Origin of the sequence: Paenibacillus haidiansis (assembly GCF_036553665.1) — a bacterium.
GTDB classification, from domain to species: Bacteria; Bacillota; Bacilli; order Paenibacillales; family Paenibacillaceae; genus Fontibacillus; species Fontibacillus haidiansis.
In genome coordinates this window covers 117,712-141,652 of sequence record NZ_JAZHPZ010000007.1, presented here as the reverse complement: position 1 = coordinate 141,652, position 23,941 = coordinate 117,712, and the positions used below count along the sequence as shown (strand labels likewise).

At 53.7% G+C, this 23,941-nt stretch carries 24 protein-coding genes; 22 read left to right on the top strand and 2 right to left on the bottom strand.

Going from position 1 to position 23,941, the window contains the following annotated elements:
- Positions 1-67: 67 nt before the first annotated feature.
- Positions 68-478 (top strand): MerR family transcriptional regulator, encoded by a 411-nt coding sequence (locus V3851_RS15715; protein ID WP_331847502.1) that lies wholly within the window; start codon positions 68-70, stop codon positions 476-478.
- Between the two features lie 18 nt (positions 479-496).
- Positions 497-1,825 carry a type I glutamate--ammonia ligase gene (gene glnA / locus V3851_RS15710; RefSeq protein ID WP_331847501.1) on the top strand — a complete coding sequence of 443 codons (1,329 nt, stop codon included), beginning with the start codon at positions 497-499 and terminating at the stop codon, positions 1,823-1,825.
- A 90-nt stretch (positions 1,826-1,915) separates the two neighbouring features.
- Here glnA and V3851_RS15705 read toward each other — a convergent pair whose 3' ends face one another.
- Both V3851_RS15705 and lexA read right to left on the bottom strand, forming a co-directional pair.
- Positions 1,916-2,101 carry a YjfB family protein gene (locus V3851_RS15705; RefSeq protein ID WP_414859326.1) on the bottom strand — a complete coding sequence of 62 codons (186 nt, stop codon included), beginning with the start codon at positions 2,099-2,101 and terminating at the stop codon, positions 1,916-1,918.
- 380 nt (positions 2,102-2,481) lie between these two features.
- Complete coding sequence (gene lexA, locus V3851_RS15700; protein ID WP_331847500.1) at positions 2,482-3,108, bottom strand: transcriptional repressor LexA; 627 nt, start codon at positions 3,106-3,108, stop codon at positions 2,482-2,484.
- A gap of 282 nt (positions 3,109-3,390) precedes the next feature.
- Here lexA and V3851_RS15695 point away from each other — a divergent pair, with 282 nt between their 5' ends.
- The 20 genes from V3851_RS15695 to V3851_RS15600 all read left to right on the top strand — a co-directional run bounded on the left by V3851_RS15695 (position 3,391) and on the right by V3851_RS15600 (position 23,926).
- Positions 3,391-3,666 carry a LysM peptidoglycan-binding domain-containing protein gene (locus V3851_RS15695; RefSeq protein WP_331847499.1) on the top strand — a complete coding sequence of 92 codons (276 nt, stop codon included), beginning with the start codon at positions 3,391-3,393 and terminating at the stop codon, positions 3,664-3,666.
- 156 nt (positions 3,667-3,822) lie between these two features.
- Positions 3,823-3,996, top strand: coding sequence for a DUF896 domain-containing protein (locus V3851_RS15690; RefSeq protein WP_331847498.1), 174 nt, complete (start codon positions 3,823-3,825; stop codon positions 3,994-3,996).
- 56 nt (positions 3,997-4,052) lie between these two features.
- Entirely contained in the window at positions 4,053-4,589 is a 537-nt protein-coding gene (locus V3851_RS15685) for a hypothetical protein (protein ID WP_331847497.1), read from the top strand.
- A 53-nt stretch (positions 4,590-4,642) separates the two neighbouring features.
- A complete protein-coding gene (locus tag V3851_RS15680) occupies positions 4,643-5,437 on the top strand; it encodes an HAD family hydrolase (RefSeq protein ID WP_331847496.1) in 795 nt (264 codons plus the stop codon).
- A gap of 76 nt (positions 5,438-5,513) precedes the next feature.
- The gene (locus V3851_RS15675; protein WP_331847495.1) at positions 5,514-5,930 is read left to right on the top strand and encodes a FixH family protein; all 417 of its coding nucleotides are present in this window, start codon (positions 5,514-5,516) and stop codon (positions 5,928-5,930) included.
- 151 nt (positions 5,931-6,081) lie between these two features.
- The gene (gene metH, locus V3851_RS15670) at positions 6,082-9,519 is read left to right on the top strand and encodes a methionine synthase (RefSeq protein ID WP_331847494.1); all 3,438 of its coding nucleotides are present in this window, start codon (positions 6,082-6,084) and stop codon (positions 9,517-9,519) included.
- A 123-nt stretch (positions 9,520-9,642) separates the two neighbouring features.
- A complete protein-coding gene (rnz, locus tag V3851_RS15665) occupies positions 9,643-10,572 on the top strand; it encodes a ribonuclease Z (RefSeq protein WP_331847493.1) in 930 nt (309 codons plus the stop codon).
- Between the two features lie 204 nt (positions 10,573-10,776).
- Positions 10,777-11,583 carry a TIGR01457 family HAD-type hydrolase gene (locus tag V3851_RS15660; protein WP_331847492.1) on the top strand — a complete coding sequence of 269 codons (807 nt, stop codon included), beginning with the start codon at positions 10,777-10,779 and terminating at the stop codon, positions 11,581-11,583.
- A gap of 35 nt (positions 11,584-11,618) precedes the next feature.
- On the top strand, positions 11,619-12,437 hold the full coding sequence (locus V3851_RS15655; protein ID WP_331847491.1) for an Fpg/Nei family DNA glycosylase: 819 nt from the start codon (positions 11,619-11,621) through the stop codon (positions 12,435-12,437).
- The gene (locus V3851_RS15650; protein ID WP_331847490.1) at positions 12,427-13,281 is read left to right on the top strand and encodes a deoxyribonuclease IV; all 855 of its coding nucleotides are present in this window, start codon (positions 12,427-12,429) and stop codon (positions 13,279-13,281) included. Before V3851_RS15655 ends, V3851_RS15650 begins: the two co-directional genes overlap by 11 nt.
- 37 nt (positions 13,282-13,318) lie before the next feature.
- Entirely contained in the window at positions 13,319-13,660 is a 342-nt protein-coding gene (locus tag V3851_RS15645) for a cyclic-phosphate processing receiver domain-containing protein (protein WP_331847593.1), read from the top strand.
- A gap of 2 nt (positions 13,661-13,662) precedes the next feature.
- Positions 13,663-14,760, top strand: coding sequence for an SAM-dependent methyltransferase (locus tag V3851_RS15640; protein WP_331847489.1), 1,098 nt, complete (start codon positions 13,663-13,665; stop codon positions 14,758-14,760).
- Positions 14,761-14,945: 185 nt separating this feature from the next.
- Entirely contained in the window at positions 14,946-16,484 is a 1,539-nt protein-coding gene (locus V3851_RS15635) for a serine/threonine protein kinase (RefSeq protein ID WP_331847488.1), read from the top strand.
- Entirely contained in the window at positions 16,485-17,390 is a 906-nt protein-coding gene (locus V3851_RS15630; protein ID WP_331847487.1) for an SAF domain-containing protein, read from the top strand.
- Positions 17,387-18,082 (top strand): hypothetical protein, encoded by a 696-nt coding sequence (locus tag V3851_RS15625; protein ID WP_331847486.1) that lies wholly within the window; start codon positions 17,387-17,389, stop codon positions 18,080-18,082. The genes V3851_RS15630 and V3851_RS15625 overlap by 4 nt, the downstream gene beginning before the upstream one ends.
- The gene (locus V3851_RS15620) at positions 18,079-18,939 is read left to right on the top strand and encodes a hypothetical protein (RefSeq protein WP_331847485.1); all 861 of its coding nucleotides are present in this window, start codon (positions 18,079-18,081) and stop codon (positions 18,937-18,939) included. The genes V3851_RS15625 and V3851_RS15620 overlap by 4 nt, the downstream gene beginning before the upstream one ends.
- Positions 18,940-18,941: 2 nt before the next feature.
- Positions 18,942-20,816, top strand: coding sequence for an ATPase, T2SS/T4P/T4SS family (locus tag V3851_RS15615; RefSeq protein WP_414859325.1), 1,875 nt, complete (start codon positions 18,942-18,944; stop codon positions 20,814-20,816).
- Between the two features lie 280 nt (positions 20,817-21,096).
- Entirely contained in the window at positions 21,097-22,893 is a 1,797-nt protein-coding gene (locus V3851_RS15610; protein WP_331847483.1) for a hypothetical protein, read from the top strand.
- Between the two features lie 30 nt (positions 22,894-22,923).
- Positions 22,924-23,415, top strand: coding sequence for an ABC transporter permease (locus tag V3851_RS15605; RefSeq protein WP_331847482.1), 492 nt, complete (start codon positions 22,924-22,926; stop codon positions 23,413-23,415).
- A 22-nt stretch (positions 23,416-23,437) separates the two neighbouring features.
- Positions 23,438-23,926 carry a hypothetical protein gene (locus V3851_RS15600; protein ID WP_331847481.1) on the top strand — a complete coding sequence of 163 codons (489 nt, stop codon included), beginning with the start codon at positions 23,438-23,440 and terminating at the stop codon, positions 23,924-23,926.
- Positions 23,927-23,941: the final 15 nt, after the last annotated feature.

Genomic DNA, 23,941 nt, shown 5'->3' with positions numbered 1-23,941 from the left:
GTCTTGACATGTTAGGATAGTTTACATAGAATATAATTATGATTATCTAACTGGAAGGTTGAGAGCGATGAGTGACGAAATTCGCAGAAATATGGCCTTGTTTCCGATTGGAATCGTAATGAAGCTTACGGATTTAACGGCTAGGCAAATTCGTTATTATGAACAGCATCAACTGATTGTACCCGCCCGTACTTCGGGGAACCAGCGGATGTTTTCTTTCAATGATGTCGAGCGCTTGCTTGAGATTAAAGGCTTGATCGACAAGGGCGTCAATATCGCCGGAATCAAGCAGGTCATGAACCCGATGACCAAGGACTCGCAAGAGGCCACCGTGATCACGAAGGATACGGAAGAGAAAAGAAAAGAGATGACGGATTCCCAACTTTATCGTATGCTTAAACAGCAGCTCGTAACCGGGAAGAGACCGGGTCAGGTCTCGTTGATCCAGGGAGAATTGTCCCGCTTTTTCAAAATATAAGAGATAGGAGAGGTTAGTTTGAGTTACTCAAAGGAAGATATTTTGCGTATCGCCAAAGAAGAAAATGTCCGCTTTATCCGATTGCAGTTTACCGACTTGCTCGGCACGATTAAAAATGTCGAAATTCCCCTCAGCCAATTGGAAAAGGCGCTTGATAACAAAATGATGTTCGACGGTTCGTCCATCGAAGGATATGTGCGGATCGAAGAATCGGATATGTATCTGTATCCGGACCTCGACACTTGGGTCATTTTCCCGTGGGTAACCGAAGACCGTGTCGCCCGTTTGATCTGCGACGTGTACATGCCGGACGGCACGCCGTTCGCCGGAGATCCGCGCGGTATCCTGAAGCGCGCTTTGAAAGAAGCCGAAGAAATGGGCTATACCGCGATGAACGTCGGTCCGGAACCGGAATTTTTCTTGTTCAAAACCGACGAGAAGGGCAATCCGACGCTCGAGCTGAACGACCAGGGCGGTTATTTCGACTTGGCTCCGACCGACCTCGGGGAGAATTGTCGCCGCGAAATCGTGCTGACTCTGGAAGAAATGGGCTTTGAAATCGAAGCCTCCCACCATGAGGTTGCCCCAGGCCAACACGAAATCGACTTCAAATATGCGGACGCGATTAAAGCGGCCGACCAGATTCAAACCTTTAAACTTGTCGTGAAAACGATCGCCCGTCAGCATGGCCTGCATGCGACATTCATGCCGAAGCCGCTGTTCGGTGTCAATGGTTCCGGAATGCACTGTCACCAATCCCTGTTCAAAGGGGACAAGAATGCGTTCTATGACGAGAGCGATGAGCTGGGTCTGAGCGTGGAAGCTCGCCATTACATGGCGGGGATCTTGAAGCATGCCCGCGCTTTCGCGGCTGTGACGAACCCGACGGTCAATTCGTACAAGCGTCTCGTACCTGGCTACGAAGCCCCTTGTTATGTGGCTTGGTCCTCGAGCAACCGCAGTCCGATGATCCGTATTCCGGCTTCCCGCGGTCTGAGCACTCGCGTCGAAGTCCGCAACCCGGACCCGGCGGCCAACCCGTACCTTGCTTTGGCGGTCATGCTGAAAGCCGGTTTGGACGGCATCAAGAAAGAGCTGCCGCTCGTTGCCCCGATCGACCGCAATATTTACGTAATGTCCGAAGAAGAGCGCGTGGAAGAAGGAATTCCAAGCTTGCCTGCAGATTTGAAGGAAGCTCTTGATGAACTTATCCGCAGCGAGATTATTACCGAAGCGCTCGGCGATCATGCGCTGACTCATTTCTACGAACTGAAAGAAATCGAATGGGACATGTTCCGCACGCAAGTGCATCAATGGGAACGCGACCAATATATGACGCTGTATTAATCGAGGAATCCCTTGGGGCCGTAGGCTTCAGGGGATTTTTATTGCAAGGGTGAAAAATAAAGGCTTCTCCGGAAGCCTTTATTTTTCTTTTTAAGCCTTGATATCGATATTTCCGCCCAGGTTGGGCTGGACGCTCTGCTCCATCATTTTGGTCAGAGCCTGTCCGTCGACCGCCGCCATCTCCGTGGACATCTTTAATACGGAAATGCTGACGGCCTGCTGAATCCGGCTTTGCGACAAGCCTATGGAAAGTGCGGGAATATCCAGAATGCACACCTCCTTGCGCGTATGTGAACTACATATTTGTTATCGGCAAGTTGCCGCAGAAACATAAATAGCCAAAGAACAATAGACAAAGAATATTACATAAAATTCCATACCATGATTTGGTTGCGATTGGGGAAGATAAGGTCAAGGAGCTGATGGAAATGGTGCTTGCCCTGAAGAAATACCATAGACGCAGATTATGGCTAAAGAAATTATGGCGCGGAGAACGGGTAGGGATGAATCGGAATTGGCTAAAAAACAGATGCGGCTGATTTTTTCAAGTGTCTTAAGCATTCGGGGAGTTAAAAGATTAAAGGAAAGGTCATTTGCAGACCGACAAAAGAGGCTGCCTTCGGAATAAGGAAGCCTCTTCGTTATGGATTATTCAATTAGTGCAAATCGCGGAACAAGCCGACGACCTTGCCGAGAATAGTAACTCGCTTCAAACGAAGCGGCTCCATGGTAGGGTTCTCCGGTTGCAGGCGGATATGGTCTTTCTCTTTATAGAAAGTTTTGACCGTCGCCTCGTCGTCTTCCGTCATCGCCACCACGATGTCGCCGTTGTTGGCGGTTTGCTGTTGTCTTACGATGACGTAGTCGCCGTTATGAATCCCGGCCTCGATCATGCTGTTCCCCACGACGGAAAGCATGAATATTTCCCCGTCTGCGGCGTAATGCTGCGGGAGCGGGAAATAATCTTCTATGTTCTCGGTCGCCGTGATCGGCATACCCGCTGTGACCTTGCCGACGACAGGGACCCGTGCCACGCTATGCGTGAACAATCCGGCCGAATCTTCGTCGTCTTGACCCAAGAGTTCAATGGCTCGCGGTTTCGTAGGGTCGCGGCGGATGAAGCCTTTCTTCTCTAAGCGGTCAAGATGGCCGTGTACGGTAGAGCTGGAAGCTAGTCCAACAGCCTCCCCGATTTCGCGTACGGAAGGAGGGTAGCCTTTCAATCGGACTTCATTGCGTATGAATTCTAGTATAGCCTGCTGACGGCTGGATACCTTGGACATAACAATTATCAACCCCATTAGTAACGTTTGGAAAAATTATAACATAGAACTGCAGTTCGTACAAACATAAGTTCTAGAAGAAATCCTTACTTGTCAAAAAAAGTGGGAACAATTGTTCGAAAAAGATATTGTCACAAACAAGTGTTCGTGTTATTATTGAGAACAAGAAATAAGAACATTTGTTTGGAGTGATGCGAAATGCTTAAATATAGTACATACCAAAGTATCTATGATCAACCGAAGTCGACTAAGATCTTGAGGGAGCGCTTGGCGGGCAAGGCCATGAGCAGAAGATTAATCACGTTTGCGGTGCTGCTGGTTGTATTGACGGTAACGGGAACGGGGGTTGTGACCGCGTTTGCTTCGTCATCGGAGAATCATAGCGGTACTGAGGAAGCCAGAATCGTAGTGGTTCCGGGCGACACTCTATGGGAAATCGCCGTAGACCACAAGCCGCGCGGGAAGGACACCAGAGTTTATGTTGAAGCCATTAAGCGGTTTAACGGTCTAACTACCAGCGATATTAAAGCGGGAGATACCCTGATTTTGCCCGATTAATCCGTCATAGTTATTCGGTGTCAGCATATTACTGTTTGAATGCACGATGAAGAGCTTGGTTTCAAGGATAACTCGCCTTGACAAGCTCTTTTTCTCATGTCAAAGTAAGAATTGTTGCCTAGTTTAAATATTATTCGAAGAAACAGGAGGAAAACCATGGATATAGATGCTTTGGTCAACCGCATCAATGAATTGGCCCGCAAGAACAAACAAGAGGGATTGACGGAGGATGAGAAGCTGGAACGGGCCCAATTGCGGGAAACGTATTTGCAAAATATACGGAAGAATTTCCGCCAGCAGCTCGAATCGATTGAAATCGTGGATAAATAACAAGCTGGCCGCAAGGCCCGCATACATAACCTAACATTTTTCTAGGAGGAAAAAGCATGGCTTCGTTTGACAGAAAGGTAGAACGCAATCAGATTCGAATGAACAAAAAAGGAAAAGGCCCCAATGTGACCCGGGGACGCAGCGGTCAAAATCCTCGTACGGCGCTCGGACCCAAAGGGGACGGCGAAGTATTTAAGGGGCGCAACCTGATTCTGCCGGTTGTGTTAGTGCTGCTGGCCGCCCTGTATGCCGTCGTCGGCTTAATGGGCAGCGCTTCGGAAGTCAATTCGGTCATCTTTTGGCTGACGATTGTTTTGTATCTCATTTTGGCCTTGACGCTTTTCCTCAGACGGCCTTATCTTCGGATCAACAAAGGTTGGCTTTACACCTCCAAATACAATCGGGACAAACTTCTGGAAGCGGCCAATGTCAGCAAAATCACGGTCGACCGCAGCAAAGTGACGATCGTGCCGAAGAGCAAAGACAGCAATTGGGTGTTCTATCATTTGCGGAACCGGTTTGATACGGAAGCTATGGGCGAGCGGCTGGAGCAATATGCCAAAGTGCATCATGTTCCATTTGAGCGGAAATAACCGATAGAGATTTTCACGGTTTACGATTAACTTTTTTGGAAAGGGAGAAAGAGATGGCGATCCAGGCGGTATGTTTTGATTTGGACGATACTTTGTTATGGGATGAGAGAAGCGTAAGAGAGGCGTTCGAGGCTACTTGCTTTACCGCACGGGACGCGGCCGGTATCGACCCGGACAAGCTGGAGACGGCGGTTCGCAAGGAAGCGAGAGAACTGTACGAATCATATGAAACTTATCCATTCACGCAAATGATCGGGATTAATCCTTTTGAAGGCTTGTGGGCCAATTTCTCCGCCGGCGAGCAGCCGGAGTTCCGCAAGCTGGAACAGTTTGCCCCGATCTACCGTAAAGAATCCTGGCGCCGCGGGCTGCTCGCCCTTGGCGTGGATGATGAAGAACTGGCGGGCAATCTGGCCGAGCAGTTCGGCAGAGAGCGGCGGGCGCGGCCGCATGTATATGAAGAAACTTTTACAATTCTTCAGGAGCTGAAAGGGACCGTAAAACTGCTGCTGCTCACAAACGGCTGCCCGGCCCTGCAGCAGGAGAAGCTTGACGGCGTACCGGAATTGGCCGGATATTTTGATGAGATTGTCATCTCCGGCACTTTTGGCAAAGGAAAACCGGACGTCTCGATTTTCCGACATGCGCTGGAACGGCTAGACGTCAAGCCGGAAGAAGCCCTGATGGTTGGCGACAAGCTGACGACCGATATCCGCGGCGGACTCAGCGTGGGAATGACAACAATTTGGGTCAATCGCGAAGGAAAGACGCGCAATGATGAAATCGTGCCCGATTATGAAATAAAGCATTTGTCGCAATTGCACGAGATCATTAAAGAGCTTTCGTAATTACGATCATTGGATAATTCATCGGATTAATTAAAAAGCGATAGTTTTGCAAGAAGATGATGAGAGGAGGAGCAGCGTGAAAAGGTTCAATCTGTTGCTTGCCGGCCTGGCGTTGCCGTTACTGCTTCTGAGCGGATGCGGCAAGAACGGGAGCGACTCGGCAAGCGCATCCGCCAATAATAATTTGGAGCCGATCAAGGTACAGCTCGAAGTGGCTCCGCAAGAAATTCAAACCGGCGAGAAAGTGAAATTTACGGCTAAAGTCACTTATCAAGGCGAGGAAGTGGACGATGCCAAAGAAGTGATGTTTGAATTTTGGAAGGATGGAGACAGCGAGGACGACCACAGCATGGAATCTGTACAAAGTGCCGGAGAAGGCAATTACGTTCTGGAAGCCACCTTCGATGATCCGGGAACCTATCACGTTATCTCCCATGTCACCGCCAAAGATCAGCATTCGATGCCTTCCGCCGAGTTTACGGTTATTGAATAGATACAAGAATTAATACGATAACGGCAAATAAGGCTGTCCTCTGTCCGCCCGGATGGATGCGATGGCCTTTTTGCTATTTCAGATTGTCCCTTTCCTTCAACGCTTTATTCTGATAAACTAATTCTTAACGTTTTACGGGAGGGAATCGATCATGAGTAAGCCAAGTCTCGAATCCATAATGCAAGAACGAATTTTGATCCTAGATGGAGCAATGGGCACCATGATCCAACAGGAGAACCTGACGCCCGACGATTTCGGCGGGGAAGAGCTGGACGGCTGCAATGAAATATTGGTCCTGACACGCCCCGATATTATACAAGCTATCCATGAAAAATATCTCGAAGCCGGAGCCGATCTGATCGAGACGAACACCTTCGGCGGCACTTCCGTGGTGCTTGCGGAATACGGGCTTTCGGACCGGGCGCGCGAAATTAATCTCGCGGCGGCGCGGCTGGCGGTTGCGGCGGCGGACAAATACAGCACCCCCGAACGCCCGCGGTACGTGATCGGGGCGATGGGTCCGACAACGAAGACGCTCTCCGTTACCGGCGGGGTTACGTTTGCGGAATTGATTGACAGCTATGAAGAGCAGGCCGCGGCATTGATTGACGCCGGCGTGGATGCGCTTTTGCTCGAGACGTCGCAGGATACTTTGAACGTAAAGGCCGGCAGCATCGGGATCAGCCGCGCTTTCGACGCGGCCGGACGGAAGCTTCCATTGATGATTTCCGGCACGATCGAACCGATGGGAACGACGCTGGCCGGGCAAAACATCGAATCCTTCTATATTTCACTGGAGCACTTAAAGCCCGTGTCGGTCGGTTTAAACTGTGCGACAGGCCCGGAATTTATGCGCGATCATATCCGTACCTTGGCCGAAATGGCGAAAACCGGGGTAAGCTGTTACCCCAACGCCGGACTGCCTGACGAAAACGGGAATTATCACGAATCCCCCGATTCGCTGGCCAGCAAGCTGGCGGCTTTTGCGGAGCAGGGCTGGCTGAATATCGCCGGAGGCTGCTGCGGTACGACCCCGGCGCATATCGCGGCGATGGCCGACAAGCTTAGGGAGTTCAAACCGCGCGTCATCGCGGGGACCCATCCGCCCGCCATCTCCGGGATCGATCCGGTATACGTCGAATCGGCCAACCGGCCGTATATGGTCGGAGAGAGAACAAATGTTCTTGGATCGCGGAAATTCAAACGGCTGATCGTCGAAGGCAAATACGAGGAAGCGTCGGAGATCGCTCGTGCCCAAGTCAAGAACGGCGCCCAGGTCATTGATGTCTGCGTCCAGGATCCCGACCGGGATGAGGCCGAGGATATCAAACGTTTTCTCGAACTCGTGGTGAAGAAGGTGAAAGTGCCGTTAATGATCGACACGACCGACCCGCAGGTACTGGATCTGGCCTTAAGCTACTGTCAGGGCAAATCGATAATTAACTCCATTAATCTTGAGGACGGGGAAGAGAAGTTCGAGAAAGTGACTCCGCTGATTCACAAATACGGCGCCGCCGTCGTCGTCGGCACCATCGATGAACGCGGCCAGGCGATCAAGCGGGAGGACAAGCTCCAAGTAGCCCAACGCTCACATGACTTGCTTGTGAACAAATACGGTCTGAATGCGGAGGATCTGATTTTTGACCCGCTGGTATTTCCGGTTGGAACCGGGGATGAACAATATATCGGCTCCGCCAAAGAGACGATCGAGGGCATCCGGCTCATTAAGGAGGCGTTGCCTTCCTGCCACACCGTCCTGGGCATCAGCAATGTGTCTTTCGGCCTGCCGGAGGCCGGGCGCGAGGTGCTGAATTCCGTGTTTTTGTATGAATGCACAAAGGCCGGGCTCGATTATGCGATCGTTAATACGGAGAAGGTGGAACGGTACGCCTCGATTCCGGAAGAAGAACGGCGGCTCGCCGAGGAATTGATTTACAATACGAATGACGAGACGCTGGCGGCGTTTGTGGCGGCGTTCCGCAATAAAAAGGTGGAGAAACAGGAAAAGACGGTCAACCTGTCACTCGAAGAGCGGCTTGCCTCGTATGTTGTGGAAGGGACGAAGGAGGGGCTTATTCCCGATCTGGATGAGGCGCTGACCCGTTACAGCCCGCTCGAGGTCATCAACGGGCCGCTCATGGCGGGGATGGAGGAAGTCGGCCGCCTGTTCAATAACAATGAGCTGATTGTGGCCGAGGTGCTGCAAAGCGCGGAGGTCATGAAGGCTTCTGTGGCCTACCTGGAACAGTTCATGGAAAAGAACGAATCCTCCGTTAAGGGTAAAATACTGCTCGCCACCGTCAAGGGCGATGTGCACGATATCGGAAAAAATCTGGTGGAGATCATTCTCGCCAACAACGGATACCGGATTATGAATTTGGGCATAAAAGTACCACCGGAGCGTATTATCGAAGCGTGCCGCGAGGAACTGCCCGACGCGGTCGGTTTGTCGGGGCTGCTGGTCAAATCGGCGCAGCAGATGGTGACAACCGCGCAGGATTTGCGCAACGCCGGTATCGAGGTGCCGATTATGGTCGGCGGAGCGGCTTTGACGCGCAAGTTTACCAGAACGAGAATCCGCCCCGAATATAACGGGCTGGTCGTATATGCCAAAGATGCGATGGAGGGACTGGACCTGGCGAACAAGCTGATGGATCCTTCCCATCGAGAGCAAATCCGCAAGGATATCGAGGCCGAGAAGTCGGCGGACGCGAAGGAAGCGCCGGCGGCTCCCCTGCCGGAATTGAGCCGGGCCGTCCGGTCCAACATTTCGGCCGACGCGCCGGTGTTCGTTCCGCCGGACCTTGAGCGCCATGTGCTGCGGGATTATCCGATCAATCATATTATTCCTTATATTAATATGCAGATGCTGCTCGGCCATCATTTGGGTCTGCGCGGTTCGGTGGAGCAATTGCTCGCCCAGGGGGACGAGAAGGCGCTGCATTTGAAAGAAACGGTCGACCGGATTTTACGGGATGCGACCGAAAAAGGGATATTACGGGCTCAGGCGATGTACCGGTTTTTCCCGGCCCAGTCTTCGGGTAATGATATTATCATATACGATCCCGAGGATACGAGCCGGGTACTGCATACGTTTACCTTCCCTCGCCAGCGGGTCGAACCGTTCTTGTGCCTCGCCGATTTCCTGAAATCCGTCGACAGCGGGACCATGGACTATGTCGGATTCCTTGTCGTCACGGCGGGACAAGGGGTCAGCGAGCTGGCGGCAAAGTGGAAGGAAGAAGGAGATTATCTCCGCTCCCATGCGCTGCAGGCGGTGGCTTTGGAAACGGCGGAAGCGCTGGCGGAACGGGTACATCATATTATGCGCGATATCTGGGGCTTCCCGGATCCGCAAGAGATGACGATGAAGCAGCGCCATGGCGCGCGCTATCAAGGAATTCGCGTGTCTTACGGCTATCCGGCCTGCCCGGACCTGGAATACCAGGGACCGCTGTTCGAGCTGATGAAGCCGGAGGATATCGGAATTCAGCTGACCGAAGGCTTTATGATGGAGCCGGAAGCGTCCGTATCGGCGATGGTATTTGCCCATCCGCAGGCGCAATATTTTAATGTGGACAAAGCTTGAGCAAATCAGGGACAGGATTAGAAGGACTAGAAGACACTTCAGCGGGCAAAACCCTCCGAATTATCGGAGGGTTTTGGCAATGCTGATGGGATAAACAGATTACATAGACGGGAGGTTAGTGCGATGGAATTGTATTTCATGGGAACGAACGCCGGGGTGCCTTCCCTGGAAAGGAATGTGACCTCGCTCGCGCTCAGGATGCTGGACGAGCGCCGTTCGTTTTGGCTGTTCGATTGCGGCGAGGGCACGCAGCACCAAATCCTGCGCTCTCCGCTGAAGCTGAGCAAGCTGGAGTGCATTTTCATCACCCATTTGCATGGTGATCATCTGTTCGGCCTACCCGGCCTGCTCGCCAGCCGAGCCTACCAAGGCGGCGACACGCCGCTCGCGCTGTTCGGCCCTCCGGGATTGAAGAAATTCGTAAATACCGCGCTCGATCTCAGCGAGTCGCGTATTAACTACAAGCTAAATATCGTGGAGCATGAAGGCGGCACCGTGTTTGAAGACGAGATCTTCCGGGTGGAGTCGGCGAAGCTGGATCACCGCATCGCCAGTTACGGTTACCGCATCGTCGAAAAGGATTTGCCGGGCAAGCTGGACACCGACCTGCTGGCGAGAAACGGAATCCGCCCCGGGCCATTGTACGGCAAATTAAAACGCGGCGAGAGCATCGTGACTCCCGAGGGCAACATATTGTCTCCGGCGGATGTCCTCGGCAAACCGAAGCGGGGCAGGGTCGTTACGATTCTGGGCGACACGCGACCTTGTCCGGCGGAAATTCCGCTCGCGGAAGGGGCCGATGCCCTGGTGCATGAAGCGACATTTTTGCATGAACTGAAGGAAACGGCTTATGATTATCATCACACCACGGCCAAGCAAGCGGCGGAAATCGCCAATGAAGCGGGAGCCAAAAGTTTGTATCTGACCCATTTCAGTTCCCGCTATAAATATGAGGATCAATTGCTGCTTTTGCTCCGCGAGGCCGAGGCGGTGTTCCCGAATACACGGCTTGCAAGGGAGCATGAACTCTATCCCGTAATGAGAAGCTCATGAATTATTTTCCGGGAAAGCGCAGGAAGTGACAGCCGGCTGCAAAGTTTGCTAATGAAATATAACATGAATTTGGCCGGCTTCGATGCTTTTCGACGCATACCTGCGCTCTAGTTTCCGCTTCTGACACGAAATGTTGAAAGTCCGGGCGGGAAATTTGCCTGCCCTTTATTATTATTTGTACAATGGTACAAAGAAGGTGCAAACATGAATACAACACTCGCATCCTGGAAGGCGTATTTGATCGACCTGGATGGAACTTTATATCAAGGCAGCCGGATGATCCCGCAAGCGGACAGGCTGATTACCGAGCTTCAGAGCTCTGGAATTCCCTATTTGTTCGTCACGAACAATTCGTCGCGAACGCCCGCCGAAGTGGCCGCCCATTTGACCGGCATGGGTATCCCGGCCAAGGAGGAGGAGGTATGCACCTCCGCCGTAGCGGCTGCGGAGTATGTGGCCGAGTTGCGGCCGGGAGCCAGAGTGGCTCCGGTCGGAGAAGCGGGGCTGCTGGACGCGCTTCAGGGAGCGGGCCTTATCCTAGATGAGGAACGTCCCGATTTTGTCGTACAGGGAATCGACCGAACATTTACATATGACAAACTAGCCAAAGCGGCGTGCTGGATTATCGGCGGAGCCCGTTATGTGCTGACGAATCCGGACCTCCTGCTTCCATCGCAGGAAGGGCTGATGCCGGGAGCGGGCACGATTTCGGCCGCCATTCGAGCGGCCTCCGGCGTGGAGCCGATCGTAATCGGCAAGCCGTCCGGCATTTTGATGAAGCATGCCATCGATCGGCTGGGGCTAAGGAATGAAGAGGTCGCCGTAATCGGCGACAATATGCTGACCGATATCACGGCAGGGATAAATGCCGGCTGCGGGACGATACTGACGTTGACGGGCGTAACGACCGAGGCCAATTTGCCGGACTTCATCGCCTCCTCGGGGGTCCATCCCGACTTAACCTGCCGTACGCTTGACGAAGTCCGAGAACTCATTGTCCGCCGCGGATGATATTTACTTTGTACAAATGAAAGGAAAGATGAGCCATGCCGGAATTGCCGGAAATGGAAAATTACAGAATCCAGTTATCGAAGCATATTTTGGATCTCCCGATCACCGGGGTAACCGTAAACCGGGAAAAGTCGCTGAACTTATCGCAGGCTGATTTCATAAACGAATTAATCGGCAGAAAAATTATCTTTGTGGAGCGCCGGGCCAAGCATCTGCTGTTCCACCTGGACAACGGGGGCCGTCTGCTGCTGCATCTGATGCTCGGCGGACTGCTTTATTTGGGTTCGCGGGATGACCGGCCTTCGCGGTCGACGCAAATCGAGATCTCGTTCGCTTCGGGCCAGGTGCTTTATTTTATCGGTCTGAGACTCGGATATTTGCATTTGCTGAGCGCCAAAGAAGCGGAGGATGCGCTGTCCCATTTGGGGCCCGAACCGCTGGGACGCAAGATGAACGAAGCGTTGTTCATAAGCCTCTTGTCCCAACGGCGCGGCAGCCTGAAGACCGCGCTCGTCAATCAGGATCTCATCGCCGGCATCGGCAATTGCTACGCCGATGAGATCGCCTTTGCCGCCGGACTGAGACCGACGGCAAAGCTGCAAGATCTGAACGCGGAAGATTTGTCCGGTCTATACCGGGCCATGCGCGACGTCCTGACCGAGATGACCGACGCGGGCGGTTATATGGAAATGCCGCTCACGAAGGACGATACGTTGACGGGCGGAGCGAATGAGCTTTGCCGCGTTTACGACCGGGAAGGTGAATCTTGTCCCCGCTGCGGGGACAAGATTGTGAAAAGCGAGATGAACGGGCGGAAAGTTTTTTATAGCCCGGGCTGCCAACATGAGCGCTAAGCCGAAGATCGGGGGGCATTTGAGCATCCGAGCCGGATACGCGGGGGCGGCCGAGGCCGCTCTCCAGCTGGGGGCCGGAGCGTTTCAGTATTTTCCCAAGAACCCTCGAAGCCTTACGGTCAAGACCTTTGATCCGCGGGATGCCGAACGCTGCCGCCGGTTATGCCGCGAGCATGATATCCTGAGCATCGCCCATACGCCTTATCCGAGCAATCTTGCGGCAACCCCCGGTGAAAAAGGCGGGCAGTTCGAGCGCACGGTGCTGTCTCTGCGCAACGATCTGGAGATCGCGGAGGCTTGCGGATCGGTGGGAATCGTTGTTCATTTTGGCACATATAAGGATAGAAACCCCTTACAAGGTTACCAAAATATTATACAATGTATAAATGAAGTGCTCAGCGGTTGGAAGGGCAAGGCCAAATTGCTGATCGAAAACCAGGCCGGGGACCATGGCGGAATGGGCATGACGTTGGAGGAGCTTGTTCAGATCCGCAACCTGTCCATAGCGCCGGATAGAATCGGTTTCTGCCTGGATACATGCCATGCGTTTGCCGCAGGGATGTGGGGCGGCGCAGGAGATGACGCTTTCGTTCCAAAGGCCGAACAACTGGGCTATTTGGACGCTATGGCCGCGGTTCATTTGAACGATTCCAAATACCCGCACCTATCCCGCAAAGATCGTCATGCCCGGGTGGGCCAAGGGTATATCGGCGAGAGCGGTTTTCGCCGGCTGCTGGAAACCGAGGCTATCCGGGAGAAGCCGCTCATATTGGAGAGCGAAACCGGTGCAGACGGAACCTATAGAGAAGATATAGAACTGGTAGGGCGTTGGATGGAAGCTTAGACGCTGGGAATATTCGCGGAAAGGAAGAAATGATGTGATTCATGTTTATATGGACGACTTCAGGCGTTGTCCGGTCGGTTTTACGTTAGCCAGGTCGGTGGACGAATGCCTGGAATTGCTACGGCTTGCGGAAGTGGATATTTTATCGCTGGATTTCGATATGGGTCCCGGGGAGAAAACGGGGTCGGACATTGCAGCCGCCATGGTACGGGAAGGGCTTTATGCCCGCGAAATCTACCTGCATACCTCAAGCATGTACGGCAAAAAAAGCATGTATGAAATTTTATATCAGAACAAACCGGAACATGTCATCCTGCACAACGGGCCGATTCCGTTCGACCGATTGGATGAGATTGAACGTAAAGCGGGAGGTTGCTAGGGTTGAATTCAGACAACGGGATTCTGCAGGAAACCCCGGCCGAATCCGAGGTTTCCTCCAAATATATATGTACAGCCAATCACGGGTTCGCTCCATACGCGCAGGAAGAGCTACGCAGAGCCTTTGGTTCGGTGAAAAGCACGCTGCTTGTACCGGGTGAAGTGTTCGCCGCAACGCTCAAAGCCTCCGCCTTCCAAGTCGCCGAACAATTAAGCCGCCGGGAACCGATGTTTTTGCGGCATCTGTTTCTGGTCGAATGGGAATGGCAGCTTCCGAATGAAAGTGAGCGCTCCGACACGCCGATAACCCAAGGGGAATGGCTCGCAGATTTGTTGCAATTTTTGCTGGCCGATTCCAGGCTTGCCGGGAAGAAGCTGGCCATTCAAACGCGAAAAGCCGAAGGCTCGCTATGGAGCGGCAGCGCGGCGGAACTAAAAGATGCGATCCAAGAAGGGCTTGCGGAGCTTGACGCGGAGTTCGCGGTGAGAGCTTCCGATCTCATTGTCTCCGTATTTGCGGCTAAGGACGCGGTTTATGCCGGAGTGAACGTACCCGAGGCGAATTTGTCCGATTGGAATGGCGGGGCGATCCGCTTTCAAAGGGAAGAAGGCCAAATATCCAGAGCCAAATTCAAGCTTTTGGAGGCGGAAGCCGTGTTCGGCATCGATTTCGCGGCTTTTCATGAAGCGCTGGATATCGGAGCCGCTCCGGGGGGGTGGACTTCGTTTCTGCTGGAGCGCGGCTTAAAGGTCACGGCGGTGGATCCGGCGAAGCTGCATCCGGATGTACTGGCTTCTCCGCGCCTGACTCATGTGCGGAAGAATGCGGCCAGCGTGAAATTCCGGGAGAACCAGTTCGACCTTTTGGTTTGCGATATGAGCTGGAGTCCGAAATTGACGGCGAGGATGGTCGCGGATTTGCTCTATGCGCTCGTCCCCGGAGGTACGGCCGTGGTGACTGTGAAGCTGCTGGGCAAAAAGCCGATGGCGCTGATCCAGGAAGTGACCGGCATGTTTCAGGAGGCGCGGCTACAGGTGCAACGGGCCAAGCAATTGTTTCACAACCGCGATGAGATTACATTATATATGATTAAATATTAACGTCATGAATTAAAATTTGCGAAAAAAATGCTTTACAGCGGCTGCACATTTGTTCTATACTGATTCCAAAATTATACAAATCAATTTGACGCAAGGGAAAGTATCCCCTGTCGGTCTTTCGGCTTATTGCCGGAGGGAGACATCGGAGACTTTCCCTTTTTTGTGTCCGGAAAGGGGGAATTGCCTTGGCGTTTAAGCCCCGATATGAACGCGGGGGAATATTGGCGGGCCGGTACAAGATAGAACAAATCATCGGGGAGGGAGGCATGAGCCGGGTATATCTTGCATCGGATTTGAAGCTGCCCGGTAAGCACTGGGCTATTAAAGAAAGCTCGATCTCGGCCGAGCTTGTAGCCAGGCTGGCGGAAGAAGCCGCGCTCTTGATCGCCTTGAATCATCACCGACTGCCGCGGATCGCCGATTTTTTCCGGATAGAGGACGGTGATTGCGCGTACATGGTGATGGATTATGTGGAGGGAGAGCATCTCGACCGATATGCGATGAAGCTGGGGAAAGCACTAAGCCCGCTGATGCTGGCTGGGTTCGGCAAGCAAATCTGCGAGGGACTCGATTATTTGCACGGTCTTCGGCCGCCGATCATCCACCGGGATTTGAAGCCTTCCAATCTGCTGATCGACGGCAAAGGCGAGATCCGGTTCGTCGACTTTGGTATTGCGCGCAGATACAAACGGCAGGTGACGGAGGATACGGTGAAGCTCGGAACGATCGGCTTTGCTTCGCCGGAGCATTACGGGGGAAGGCAGACCGACGGGAGGGCGGATTTATATTCGTTAGGCGCCGTGCTGTTGTATTTGGGAACCGGGTGCAAATTTACCTCCTGGGGCGACGAGTCGAAAGCGGAATTCCGCCGAAGAGGATTCCTGCCGTTGGAACCGGCCGTTTCGCGGCTGCTTCAAACCGAACCCGAGTGCCGTTTTCAAAACGCGGCGGAGACGAGGGAGGCGTTCGGGCGGATCGCCGCCTCCCTGGCTGCGGGCGGATCAAAGCAAGAGGATTTTGCGGCGAAACGTCCGGTAAACGGAGGAACCGCACCCGCACGGTCTTCCGTCATCGCGGTGATGGGAGCCGCTCCGGGGGCGGGTGCAACGCATACCTCGGTTGTTTTGGCTCATACGCTGTTGCGCCGCGGCGGCAGGGTCTGCACGGTTGAGATGGACGCGAAATCCGGCGCTTTTCGGCGTATCGCACGGCTTGCGGAAGAGGGATTCGCCGCAGAAGAAGCTGCGGGAATGCGGCGCTTTCGCTTTCGCGGCGTCGATTATATACGGGCTCCATCCCGTGCGGAGCTACTTACGCTCTTCTCCGAAGGATATGCATTCATTATTTTGGATTTGGGGTCCAGCGGACGCAAAGAGCTTGCGGAGGAGTTCGCCCGGGCCGATCTTTCCATTCTTGTCGGTTCGGCGGCGGAATGGCGGCGCGAGGATTTGACGCTCCGTACGGACGGGAGCGGTACGGTATCCGGCCGGCGCAATTGGATATGCTGCATCCCGCTTGCTTCGCCGGAAACGGTCAGGACGATGCGTAAACTTATGGGAACGCGACACATATACGCCCTGCCGGTCGAATACGAGCCATTCGCTCCCGGAAGGGAGACGGAGGAGGCGCTTGCTGAAGCTTGCGGAGCCGTATTGCCGCAACTTATGTTCCATGAGAGAAGTCGTTTGCGATGGAAGCGAAGAAACAGGAAAGGAAGCGATTGAATGTTCCGACTCAGGCGGCGGACCAAACAGCTGCTCTATGCCGGACTGCTCGGCGCCCTGATTGCGGCGCTGGCAGTCGGCGGATATACATTTGTGCATAACAAGGAGATGAATGCGGCCGGACTGGAAGTTCGGCAAAGGCTGGAAGAGGAAATCCGGGGGCTCAAGGAAGCCAAGGACCGTCAGACGGTTCAAGGCTGGGCACCCGCCCGAGAGATTAAGGCAGGCCATGTGATTGGGAGCGGAGATGTCATTCCGGTTGAACTGCCGGAAGGCAGCGTTCCGGCGGATTTGGTGAAGTCGCGGGACTCGATCGCCGGAAAAATAGCGAAGCTGACCCTCGCCCCGAATACATTGCTCACCGATACGCTGCTCTACGAAGAGGAGCCGGCATCCGACGATCTGCGCTACCGGGAAATGGGATTTATCCAGCTTCCGGCGGCGCTGCGGGAGCAAGATTTTATCGATATCCGGATCCAGTTTCCGACCGGACAGGACTATATTTTGCTGTCCAAGAAAAAGGTCGGCAAGCTTTCCTCCTCCGGTACGGTTACGACGACATTAAACGAAGCCGAAATCTTGTCGCTCTCGAGCGCGATCGTCGATGCATACATGCATAAAGCTTCGATATACGCATTGCTGTATGTGGAGCCCGGATTGCAGGTCGAGGCGGTTCCGACCTATCCGGTCAATGAGGCGGTGTTGCAGCTGATCAAGAAAGATCCGAATATCGTGGAGCGTGCCGAGCATGCTTTAACCCAATCGGCTCGTGCCGGATTGGAAGCCGATCTCGCCGGGATGTCGTCCCAGGCGGCCGCCGAGTTTGCCGGACTCCAGGCGGAGGCCGCGGCATCTCCGGGTAATGGCGGCGATGATGGGCAATTTGTCATGGATGCCCCGGAATGAAAGGAGCGGATGAATTGAAGAGCTGGATTTTTGCCGGAAAGAGCGATAAGCGGGATCTTTTGCTCTATATGTGCAAGGTGCTGTCCGGTGCGGGGAGGAAGGCTTTGCTGGTCGATATGACCGACGGTAGAAAGTACCGGATCTTGACGGGAAACGGAAAACCCGCTTTGCCTGTGACGGAGTTTGGCGGCTTTGATATTGCGGACGGTATCGGCGCCGCGGACACGGCATCGTACGACTTTTGCCTGTATGATACGGAAATGCTGCAATTCGGGTCTTGCGGGCTTTGGGAGCGTGCCGACGCTGTCTTATGGGTTACGACCTACGATCGGTATGAAGTGGAGTGCAGCGCCCAATGGTTCGGTCACCTGCTGAACAGATGGCCGCAGCTTGCGAACATGGCCGTTCGGCCCGTGTTTGTCCGCACGTTGGACAGCTTTCTCACAGCCGATTATATCTTGGGTTACATGGAGGAACTGCCGATCCGGTGGAACAGGGACTATATCAAAATCCCCTGGAGCGAGTCGAACGAGGCGCTGCAAATGGAAAACGAGCATGCACAAACGATCAGCATCGGCCGGATTTCCAGAGCTTACAAAAATGCGCTGCTGACGCTGGTCGCCGACCTCGCGGGCTGGAGCGCTCCCGAAACGAAACGGGCGCTCAGGCACGCGGAAAGGAGGAGGGCATGAGCAAGATCGTCTGCTGGGATTACGGGCACGGCAGTTCGGCGGAGCTGGCCGCTTCCGCCGCGATCTGTACGGCGCTGATGTTCGCGGGCAGGGTTCTGCTGGTCAATGAAGAATCGGCCGGAAAAGGCGTCGAGGCGGGGGTTGGCAGCCGCAGCGGGAGCCGGTATGCAGGCGGGAGCACCGATTCCGCTTCCCCGGTGGCCGAATCCGGCATGGATGCGCTGCTGCGTCTGGCCGCCAATCAGCGGCTAAGCAAAGGGAATTTCCAGGATTACACCTACCCGGCGATCGCCGGCAAATTGGACCTTGTGCCCGGCTTTTCGCCTGAGGGGCGGCAGGAGCGGGAAATCGCCGAACGTAATGGAAGCCTGTCCCTGCTATATTCGGTTGCCGAAGAGGCCTATGATTCCGTCTTTACCCGGTCGGATGCGTCAGAGCTAAGGGAGCCGGAAAGGGCCCCGTATAGGGAGGGCAAGGAAATGCACTTTCCCGTGCTGCGCCAAAACCGGCTTGAGCTGGAGCGGTTCTTTGAAGAGTATAGGGAGCGGAACCGGGAGATAACATTTGCCGACGGAATTCTGCTTCACCATTATGACCCGGCTTCCCACTGGACGGCCGGAAATATCAAGCGGCGCTTCGGCTGCAAGCTTCCGATCTACGGCATTCCCTACAGCACCGAATTTATGGATGCCTGGAATAACGGTAATATTTTGAAGCATATCCGGTTAAGCAGTCTTATCCACCGCAAAGGAAAACCGAAAGACGGGCCGCTGGACGGGCTGAGCAAATTTTGCCTGGGCTTATATGAGATGGCGGGCCGCAAACCGGGATTGCTCCGCAGCGAAAAGGGGGCTTGATTTTGGATCAATGGGCCGAGAATGCGTTAGGAATTGTAAGTTTGCTTGCCATTTGTCTGATTTGCTTATGGTTAAGAGCACGCAGTTCGAAGGAAGGTGCGGTGAAGCCGCCACCGTCCCGCGATCCGTATGCCTTCGGCGAACTGGTGGACTATGTCAAGCATCAAATCCACGAATTAAGCCGCAACCCGACGAATGAATGGGGGATGAGCGAGGAGGCGTGGACGAGGAAAGTGAAGGCCAGGGCCGAGCTCAGACAGGCGCTGCGCGGCTGCACCTTCGGAGATCAGAGGGATAAACAGTACGTAAAGTCCTATATTCGCGATCTCCTGGTTAGCGGATACGGCATTACCGAACATAATATCGATCATATCATTCCTTTTCGTAACCGGGAGAAGCTCTCGCCGCAGGACCGTTTTGAAATCGTGTTGTATTTGTATGGACAAAGACACGGAGCCGAAGCTCTTACCGCTTTGATCGAGGAATATGAACTCGATTCGCCTAAACCGTCGCCGGATGAGGAGGAGGCGGATATCTATGAAATCAACGCCGATGATGTGGATGTTGTATTTTACCGTGAATACCGTCTTCTCTCTTTTCAGGAGAAGCTGGACCTGGTTGTGCAGCGAGTCTACCAAATGTATAAAGGCTTCTCGGTGATCGACGTCATCCGCGAACAGCGGATCGACGGAGTCAGCGGAGGAGTCAGCGGAATTCCGGGCGACAGCTCGATATGGTTAGGCTCGGCCGCGGACGATGAACCCGGTCGCCATGAAACCCGATGGGATGAAGACGGCAGGCAGGTATCCCGTTCATGGGACAGCATTTGGATATTTTACAAGGGGAAAAGCATCCGTTTGTCGTTTTTGTCCTTCGGCAGCGAGGCCGAATTGAAACGGGTCTGCCAAAATATTTATAAGTTCAATCTGCCCGGCCAATTGTCCGAGGCGAACGGGTATAAAGTCAACGAAATGAAGGACGGCTCCAGGGTTGTTGTGGTACGCCCGCCTTTTGCGGAAACCTGGGCGTTCTTCGTCCGCAAGTTCGATGTTAAGAGCGCCGTGCTTGAAAGCTTGATCCAAGGGGAGAACGCCGATCTGCCGATCGGGCTGCTGAAGTACTTGATGAAGGGGAGTCGGATCACGGCGATTACCGGCTCGCAAGGGTCGGGCAAAACGACGCTGATGATGGCGCTGGTCAAGTACATCTACCCCTCCTATACGCTCCGCGTTCAGGAGATGTCGTTTGAGCTGCACTTGCGGAACATGTACACCGCGCGCAATATTTTGAGCTTCCGAGAAACGGAGTATGTGTCCGGGCAAGCCGGGCTGGATTTGCAAAAAAAAACCGACGGCACCGTCAACATCCTGGGGGAAGTGGCGACCGATGAGGTGGCCGCCTGGATGGTGCAGATGGCCCAGGTAGCCAGCTTGTTCACATTGTTCACCCACCACGCTAAGACATTCCGCGATTTGATCGAATCGCTGCGCAATTCGCTGCTCAAGACCGGCGTCTTTCGGGACGAAGCAATGGCCGAGATGCAGGTGGCCGGCGTGATCGATTTCGATATTCATCTGCGCAAAGACCATCTTGGGAACAGATACATCGAACGGATTAGCGAGTGCTGCCCGGATGAGGACGAAAATCCGATGCCGCCCGGTGTCGATAACCGTTCTTATCGGCATAAAGCGGCCGCGGGCCTCAAAAGCGGTTATCGGGAACGGGTAATCGTCGAGTACAGAAATGGAGCCTATATTCCGGTCGAGCCATTATCGCACCGCAGCCGGAAGGAGATGTCCGGCGAGATGACGCCGGAAGATGCCGGACGTTTCGACAGCTTCTTGGCCATGTACTGGGGGGAGACCGTTGGAGCTTAAAACCGTACTATTGTGGCTTTCCGGCCTGTCGCTTTGCCTTTTTCTTTTGTTATACAGTTTGGGACGATGGTTCGGTCGGCGGGACGGCGATAACGGTTATGGCGATCAAACGGAAAGTCGGGGGGGGATTCGGCTAGTCCGCGCAGTTGTATCCTCATCTCTTTTAAGAGGCTACGCCATAGCGCTGAAATTCCCTCCGTTGCGCCACTACGTGCTTAAAGTCCGAAGCAGGCTATCCCTGCTCCAAATCTATGATGAATTTGCGTTAAGGCGTCAAACGATGAAGTTTGTAACTCTAATCTCAGGCGCTTTTACCGTTGTTATCGGTTTGCTGACGGCTATGAATCCGAATCCGGTCTTTGTTCTGTCCTTATTGATCGCGGCGGTTGTCACTCAAGATTTATTGTTGGACGGATACATCAACCGGATGGATATCAAGCTGCTTACGCAAATGCTGGGCTTGTTTACGGCCGTGCGGCATGCTTATCACCGCCACGGCATGGTCAGCGATGCGATCGACGAAGCGATGGAAACCGCCGGAGAAGAGATCGGCCCGCATGTGGGCCGGATATATGAAGCGCTGGGTGACAATCGGCCGGATGAAGCGCTGGATAAATATTATGAAACCGCGCCGAACCGGTTTTTAAAGGTGTTTGCAGGCATCTCCCGCCTGGTGATGGAATTCGGGGATCGGAAAAAGGAGAAAGGGTCGTTGTACTTGCGGGGACTCGGCAGTCTCGCGGAGGAAATTCAACTTGAACTGATTCGCCGCGGCAAGCTCGATTATTTGCTCAAAGGCTTGAATTTTATCGCATTGGCCCCGGTTTTCTTCACGAAACCGATCGAGATGTGGGCCCGGAGAAATTTTCCCTTGATGGATCAGTTCTATTTAAGTAAAGCCGGAGTGCTGATCAAAATCGGCCTGTTCGTCGTTATTTTTGTCTGCTATATCCTGCTGCAAAAGATGAAGCGCGAAGAGGAGACGTCCTACCGGGCCGGGAGGAATAAAATACACTGGCTTGCCGGTGTCGGGCAATGGTTCATGCTGCGGAAAATTGCCGCCTGGTTTACTCCGCGACCCGGCACAGCGGCATTTGACCGGCTGCGGCAGCTGCTCAAGGATACCAATCGTGAGCTTCGGGTGGAAATCTTGCAATTACGGCGGCTTGTCTTGTTTGCGATTTGTTCGCTTGTTACGGTAACCGCCTTGCTGGTTCTTCATTGGCAAAGCAGAAACTGGATTATGGCGGAGCCTCCGGCAAGCTATGTTTTTTTCGGAACATTGTCCCAAAAGGATGCCGAAGCGGCGGCGAAGACGGCCGAGCTGGACAAGCGTGTGATCAAGGAAATCGGCAACGCGGCGGACAACGATCCCGACGGAATCTCCGCTTCCGTTCGTTCGGCTTGGAAGGATAATTCTAGCGGAGGACAAATGCCGGACGAGCAGCAGCTTTCCGCCACCGTTCTGCGGATCATGAACAAACTGAGCCGGATCGGCGGCGAATATCTAAAATGGTGGGAATTGCTTATCTCCCTGTTTGCCGGTTACATCGCTTATCATCTGCCGGTATGGGTTCTGATGTTTCAACGAAGGATGAGGCTGATGGACATGCGGCAGGAAGTATATCAATTCCAGACGCTGATTACGATTTTACGGGATTTGGAGCGGATTTCCGTCGAGGAAATTTTGGAATGGCTGCATTCGTATGCCGTAATCTTCAAAGCCCCGCTGCAAAAATGTCTGCTTCATTACGGCCACGGCGGGGAGGAAGCGCTGCGGCAGATGAAGGAGGAGGCGGGGCTGGACGAATTCCGCGAGCTCGCGGACAGGCTGCTGTCGGCCGCCGAGAAGATCACGATCGCGGACGCGTTCGACGAACTGGAGAGTGACATGTCCTTCCATTTTGAGCGGAGGCGGCTTGATTACGAGAAGTCGCTGGAGACGAAAGCGGAGCTGGGCCGATTTATCGGGTTCGCCCCGATGTACTGTCTCGTATTTGCGTATTTAGTCATTCCGCTAATCTGGATGAGTTTTCAGCAGATGGGCATCTATTTTGAGCAAATTCAAAATATTTGATCAATCCATTAATTAAAGGAGGCATTACATATGAACAATGCATCTTCCGCGTTGAAAGTCGCGGCGGGCATATTTTTGACAATCGCCTTGATTACAATCGTGGTCATCCTGTTCGTTTCGGCGCAGGAGGCGACGAAGACCGCCCAGAACAATTTCTCCGATATTCAAACCGAGCTGTCGCAAGCGTCGTTCACGGTGTATGACGATACGACGGTGAGCGGCTCGCAAGTGACGAACGCCCTGAGGAAATTCCGGGATCGCGAAGAATTCGGCATTCAGGTGAAAACCGGGAAAAACAGTTCGGGAGAGTGGTACGGGGACATCCTTAAAATCAGCGGAACGCTCTCGGCCGAAGAGTACGGCTCGGTCAGCGGTTCCAGCGGCGCGGACATCAGCGATACATGGAATGAGAAGCTGGATGAATACGTCAACCCAAGCGGCAAGTTCAAAGCGAAAGTGATCAAAGACAATTCCAATGTGGTGCGGGGAATCACCTTTACCCAAACTACCGTCGCAAAGTAATTCACTTGGGGAGGAAGCGAAAATGCAAAATAATGCGAAGAGTCTGCTGTGGTTATGTACGGCAATATCTTTGTGCCTGGGCGCTGTCTTCTTGACTCTGGATCTACTTGCACGGCATGACCAGGCTCTGCGGAGCCTGATTCCATTCCTCCAAAATCAAAAACGGAGCTTAACGGACCTCGCGGAATCAGGGCAAGGATGGGGAAGCGGTGCAACCGGCTCGGTCGGAGCGCCCGGCGAGGGCTGGGCCGTCACGGATGGGAGCGGCAGATTCAGCGGGCTGGAAATTTTGTACGGCCTGCGGAATTGGGAAGCGGAGGGGGCAACGGTGAGCATCGACGGTACGGTCATTCCTTTCGATGACGGGCTGTCGACCGATCCGGGCGGCGAACAATTCGACCGGGATCTCCGCTTTGCTTTATCTCTGCTTGACTTACGGGGCCAATACACGGCTGACACCTCCTTCGATATGGAAGGGACGCTGACGTCACTGGATTTTCACAGCGATTAGGACAGGGAGGCGGAA

What these genes read in the sequence shown, in the direction of transcription:
- V3851_RS15715 (WP_331847502.1), top strand. Translation starts at nt 68, where the DNA reads ATGAGTGACGAAATTCGCAGAAATATGGCCTTGTTTCCGATTGGAATC.
- lexA (WP_331847500.1), bottom strand. Translation starts at nt 3,108, where the DNA reads ATGTCCAAGGTATCCAGCCGTCAGCAGGCTATACTAGAATTCATACGC.
- V3851_RS15695 (WP_331847499.1), top strand. Translation starts at nt 3,391, where the DNA reads ATGAGCAGAAGATTAATCACGTTTGCGGTGCTGCTGGTTGTATTGACG.
- V3851_RS15690 (WP_331847498.1), top strand. Translation starts at nt 3,823, where the DNA reads ATGGATATAGATGCTTTGGTCAACCGCATCAATGAATTGGCCCGCAAG.
- V3851_RS15685 (WP_331847497.1), top strand. Translation starts at nt 4,053, where the DNA reads ATGGCTTCGTTTGACAGAAAGGTAGAACGCAATCAGATTCGAATGAAC.
- V3851_RS15680 (WP_331847496.1), top strand. Translation starts at nt 4,643, where the DNA reads ATGGCGATCCAGGCGGTATGTTTTGATTTGGACGATACTTTGTTATGG.
- metH (WP_331847494.1), top strand. Translation starts at nt 6,082, where the DNA reads ATGAGTAAGCCAAGTCTCGAATCCATAATGCAAGAACGAATTTTGATC.
- rnz (WP_331847493.1), top strand. Translation starts at nt 9,643, where the DNA reads ATGGAATTGTATTTCATGGGAACGAACGCCGGGGTGCCTTCCCTGGAA.
- V3851_RS15660 (WP_331847492.1), top strand. Translation starts at nt 10,777, where the DNA reads ATGAATACAACACTCGCATCCTGGAAGGCGTATTTGATCGACCTGGAT.
- V3851_RS15655 (WP_331847491.1), top strand. Translation starts at nt 11,619, where the DNA reads ATGCCGGAATTGCCGGAAATGGAAAATTACAGAATCCAGTTATCGAAG.
- V3851_RS15650 (WP_331847490.1), top strand. Translation starts at nt 12,427, where the DNA reads ATGAGCGCTAAGCCGAAGATCGGGGGGCATTTGAGCATCCGAGCCGGA.
- V3851_RS15630 (WP_331847487.1), top strand. Translation starts at nt 16,485, where the DNA reads ATGTTCCGACTCAGGCGGCGGACCAAACAGCTGCTCTATGCCGGACTG.
- V3851_RS15625 (WP_331847486.1), top strand. Translation starts at nt 17,387, where the DNA reads ATGAAAGGAGCGGATGAATTGAAGAGCTGGATTTTTGCCGGAAAGAGC.
- V3851_RS15620 (WP_331847485.1), top strand. Translation starts at nt 18,079, where the DNA reads ATGAGCAAGATCGTCTGCTGGGATTACGGGCACGGCAGTTCGGCGGAG.
- V3851_RS15610 (WP_331847483.1), top strand. Translation starts at nt 21,097, where the DNA reads ATGAAGTTTGTAACTCTAATCTCAGGCGCTTTTACCGTTGTTATCGGT.
- V3851_RS15605 (WP_331847482.1), top strand. Translation starts at nt 22,924, where the DNA reads ATGAACAATGCATCTTCCGCGTTGAAAGTCGCGGCGGGCATATTTTTG.
- V3851_RS15600 (WP_331847481.1), top strand. Translation starts at nt 23,438, where the DNA reads ATGCAAAATAATGCGAAGAGTCTGCTGTGGTTATGTACGGCAATATCT.